This window comes from Arthrobacter sp. JCM 19049 (genome assembly GCF_001310435.1).
In genome coordinates this window covers 1-2,526 of sequence record NZ_BAXF01000322.1, presented here as the reverse complement: position 1 = coordinate 2,526, position 2,526 = coordinate 1, and the positions used below count along the sequence as shown (strand labels likewise).

General features: G+C 65.4%; 2 protein-coding genes and 1 pseudogene. All 3 read right to left on the bottom strand.

Features of this window, described 5'->3' with window-relative positions:
- The coding region (locus JCM19049_RS11575; protein WP_374700301.1) for a 2Fe-2S iron-sulfur cluster-binding protein at positions 1 to 957 on the bottom strand (957 nt) is incomplete at its 3' end.
- A pseudogene (locus tag JCM19049_RS11570) lies at positions 954 to 1,252 on the bottom strand (sarcosine oxidase subunit delta). The gene JCM19049_RS11575 and the pseudogene JCM19049_RS11570, both read right to left, overlap by 4 nt.
- 11 nt (positions 1,253 to 1,263) lie before the next feature.
- Positions 1,264 to 2,481, bottom strand: a complete 1,218-nt coding sequence (locus JCM19049_RS11565) for a sarcosine oxidase subunit beta family protein (protein ID WP_054821666.1) — start codon at positions 2,479 to 2,481, stop codon at positions 1,264 to 1,266.
- Between the last annotated feature and the right edge of the window lie 45 nt (positions 2,482 to 2,526).

Below are 2,526 nucleotides of genomic sequence, written 5' to 3'. Positions count from 1 at the left end.
CGACCGGGCGTCGATGACGGCGACCACCCCGCCGCTGGCTGCCAGTTCGGAAACTAGCGGGTAGACCGAATCATTGGTCGTAGCCACCGCGATGCGCTGTCCCACGCGGACACCGTAGCGGTTCAGGTAGCTTCGAACCGCTCCGGCCAGCATGATGCCGGGCCGGTCGTTGTTTTCGAATACCATCGGCCGCTCGTGGGCCCCGGTGGCCAGCACAACTTGCTTGGCACGCACATGCCAGACGCGTTCGCGCGAAACTCCCTTGCCGGCCGGACCGTTGAGGTGCACCGTGCGCCGCTGCACGGCAACGATGTAGTTCGCATCGTAGGAGCCGAGCACAGTGGTGTTCTGCAGGTGGGTGGTTTCCTCGGCCTGCGCCAGCTCCCCGGTGACCTCCTCGATCCAGCTGGAGGCGTCCTTGCCGTCGATCTGCTCCCCGGATGTGTCGCGCAGGGTGCCGCCAGCCTCGGTGCGCTCATCCATCAGCAGCACACGGGCACCAGAACGGCTGGCCTCACGCGCCGCGGCCAGGCCGGCCGGCCCTGCCCCCACGACCAGCACATCAGTGTGTACGTGGACATGGTCGTAGTAGGCCGGATCCGTGGTTGGGTCCAGTACGCCCAGGCCCCGCAGCAAAGTGGCGTGCATCCGGTCGGTGACCGTAACGGTCGTGGCGGGAAGCATCGATTCGTCGATGTCCTCGTGGTGGCGGGCCGCCACGGTGATGAGCGCGTTGGGTTCCTCAACTCCGGCAGAGAAGATGCCCCGGGGGCGGTTCAAATACATCGAGTTGCCACAGGAGCGCATCCCATTGGCGAGCATGGCGCTAGCGACGGTGTCCCCCGACAGAGCGGAGAGCTGCTGGCCGTCAACGGTGAGCAGCAAAGCCTCCTCACGCTGAACACGCGCGGACGGTGCCATGGCGGTCTCCAGCCGGTAGGGCTTGTTCTGGCTCATCGGGTACCTCCCTGGGTGTTCTGCAGTTCCGGGCGTGCTTCCCCGGCGCGGTAAACGGCCTTGAATTCGTAGGTGACGGTGTCGCGTAGTGCGTTGAACCACTTGCGGCACCCTCCGGAGTGGACCCAGCGTTCGGCGAAGATCCCTTCGGGTTCTGGCGGTAGAACAGGAAGTGGGCCCATTCCTTGTCGCTCAGCGCGTGGGGGTCGGCAGGGTAGGCGACGTGCGCCTGCCCGCCGTACTTGAATTCGGTTTCATTGCGTGGCCCGCAGTTCGGGCACTCAATCAGCATCATGGTGGCGGCTCCTAGTGGGCCACGGCGGCGGCGCCGTGTTCGTCGATGAGGTGTCCGGTTTCGAAGCGATCCAGGCTGAACGGGGCGTTCAGGGCGTGCGGTTCATCGTTGGCGATGGTGTGGGCCAGGGTGAACCCGGCCCCCGGGGTGCCCTTGAACCCGCCGGTCCCCCAGCCGCAGTTCACGTACAGGTTCTGGATCGGGGTCTTGGAGATGATCGGGGAGGCGTCCATGGTGGTGTCCACGATTCCGCCCCAGGTGCGCAGCACGTGGGCCCGGGCGAAGATCGGGAACAACTCCACCGCGGCGGCCATCTGCTCCTCAATCACGTGGAAGGCACCGCGCTGGCCGTAGCCGTTGTAGGTGTCGATGCCCGCGCCCATCACCAGTTCGCCCTTGTGCGCCTGGGAGACGTAGACGTGGATGTGGTTGGACATCACCACGGTCGGGTGCACCGGCTCGAACAGCTCGGAGACCAGCGCCTGCAGCGGGTGGGACTGGATCGGCAGCTCAAAGCCGGCCATTTCGGCCAGCACCGAGGAGTGACCGGCCCCGGCCAGGGCGACCTTGCCGGCGTGGATGGTGCCACGGGTGGTCTTCACCCCGGTGACCTTCTCCCCGTCCTTCAGGAAACCGATGACCTCGCAGTTCTGGATGATGTCCACGCCCATCTCATTCGCCTTGCGGGCAAACGCCCAGGCGACGTGGTCGTGCTTGGCGATGCCGGCGCGCGGCTGGTAGGTGGCCCCCATGACCGGGTAGCGGATGTCATCCCCGGTGTTGATGATCGGGCAGACCTCCTTGACCTGTTCGGGGCTCAGCCATTCGGCGTCCACGCCGTTGAGCTTGTTCGCCTCGACTCGGCGCACCGATTCGCGCACGTCGCCCAGCGTGTGGGCCAGGTTCAGCACGCCGCGCTGGGAGAAGAGGAAATCGTAGTCCAGTTCCTCGGGCAGCTGCTCCCACAGCTTCAGCGACTTCTCGTAGATTCCCGAGGACTCGTCCCATAGGTAGTTGGAGCGGATGATGGTGGTGTTGCGGGCCATGTTCCCGCCGGCCAGCCAGCCCTTTTCCAGCACGGCGATGTTCGTCATGCCGTGGTTCTTGGCCAGGTAGTAGGCCGTGGCCAGGCCGTGTCCGCCGCCGCCGACAATCACGGCGTCATAGGAGGACTTCGGTTCGGGGTTCGCCCAGAGGAATTCCGGGTGCTCAGGCAGCAAGTCAGCCATGATTATTCTCCAATCTTCTTCAGGTTTGGGTAGAGCGGGTGGGCC